Annotated in this window: 2 protein-coding genes; one reads left to right on the top strand and one right to left on the bottom strand. The window is 75.8% G+C overall.

Annotation, left to right across the window (positions count from 1 at the left end; translation table 11 throughout):
• The coding region (locus PLP61_RS17050) for a hypothetical protein (RefSeq protein WP_324503994.1) at positions 1 to 641 on the bottom strand (641 nt) is incomplete at its 3' end.
• Between the two features lie 295 nt (positions 642 to 936).
• On the opposite strand from PLP61_RS17050, the gene PLP61_RS17055 reads away from it, so the two are divergent.
• A partial coding sequence (locus PLP61_RS17055) for an ADP-ribosylglycohydrolase family protein (RefSeq protein ID WP_324503995.1) occupies positions 937 to 1,540 on the top strand: 604 nt, incomplete at its 3' end.

Consider the following 1,540-nt stretch of genomic DNA (forward strand, 5'->3'; position numbering starts at 1 on the left):
CCGTCGGCGTAGGCCCCGCCGAGGTAGAAGAACATCGGTAGCGGCTCGGGCCCGCCCGCGGCCTGCCACCACCGGGTGACGAGGTCGGGGTGGAGCCCGGCCCGCCACAGCTGGACCAGCCCGCCGGGCTCGCGGACGGTCTCGGTGCCACGGGGGTCGCGGCGCGGGGGGACGACGGTGCCGTGGGCCTGCTCGACGGTGGCGACCAGCCGGGTGAGGGGGCCCTGCGGGGCGTCGTACGCCGCGGCGAGGTGGCCGGGCGAGCGCAGGTGGTCGACGGCGTCGACGACGTCGCGCCAGGCGCGCACGCAGCGGGGGCAGAGCCGGTCCTCTCGGGCCGACCAGCCCTGGTGCGGCCGGTGCCGGAGGAGGGGCAGGGCCCTGCGGGTGAGCAGCTGCGCCGCCTCGCGGGCGGCCGGGACGACCCGGTCGACCAGGTCCAGGCAGGAGCAGTAGCCGCCCAGCGCCGCCAGCACCCGCTCGGCCTCCAGGTCGTGCGGCGTCTCGACGCTCCAGTCGGCATTGATGGTCGCGGGGTGCTTCTTCCCGCGGGTGGCGCGGCGGTTCGTGCGGCACTCGACCTGGACGCGCAGCGGCGTACCGTCGGGGGTCGGTCCGACCTCCGTGAGCTCCCCCCGCACCCCGACCCCCTCAAACGTGTGTTCGAACCCCCATCCCACGCGATTCTTTGCTTTCGCGCAAGGGGGAGTCCAGCAGCGGGCGCAGACGACCTCTGTCGGAGGTCGGTTCTAGCGTGCAGGTGATGGGGGGCGGGTGCGAGCCGGTCCCCTGGTTGACCAGGATCCGCGATCGCGAGGCGCGGCGGAGCCGGCCGGGCTGCGGGGGAGTCCGGCGGCACCGCGTGCGCGATCGGCGGAGGCGCGTCAGCCGGGGGACCTCCCGCTGCTGGATGCGGACGTTCGAAGGAGGCAGGGGATGGCGATGACACGGAGGGGACTGGACGCGCTCCAGCGGGACAGGGCCGCGGGGGTGCTGCTGGCCACGGCGGGCGGGGACGCGCTCGGGGCGGGCTACGAGTTCGGCCCGTCGATGTCCCCGGACGTGCCGGTGCGGATGGCTGGGGGAGGCACGTTCGGCTGGACGCCTGGCGAGTGGACCGACGACACATCGATGGCCGTCGCGATCGCCGAGGTCGCAGCCACCGGTGCCGACCTGCGCGAGCCGCAGGCACTGGACCGGATCGCCCAGCGGTGGGCGGAGTGGGCGGACCACGCCACGGACGTAGGGGTCCAGACCCGCGCGGTGCTCTCCGCGGCCGCCCGCCCGCTGACCAGGGCGACGCTGGCCGAGGCGGCCGAGAAGCACCACGCGCGCGTCGGGCGCTCGGGCGGCAACGGCTCGCTGATGCGGACCGCGCCGGTGGCGCTCGCCTACCTCCACGACGAGGACGGGCTCGTCGAGGCGGCGAAGAGGGTCTCCTCGCTCACCCACCACGACCCGGAGGCGGGCGAGGCGTGCGTGCTGTGGTGCCTGGCGATCCGGCACGCCGTCCTGCACGCCACCTTCGACGGGCTGCGCC

Origin of the sequence: Nocardioides sp., from assembly GCF_035429765.1 — a bacterium.
Classification (GTDB): Bacteria; Actinomycetota; Actinomycetes; order Propionibacteriales; family Nocardioidaceae; genus Nocardioides.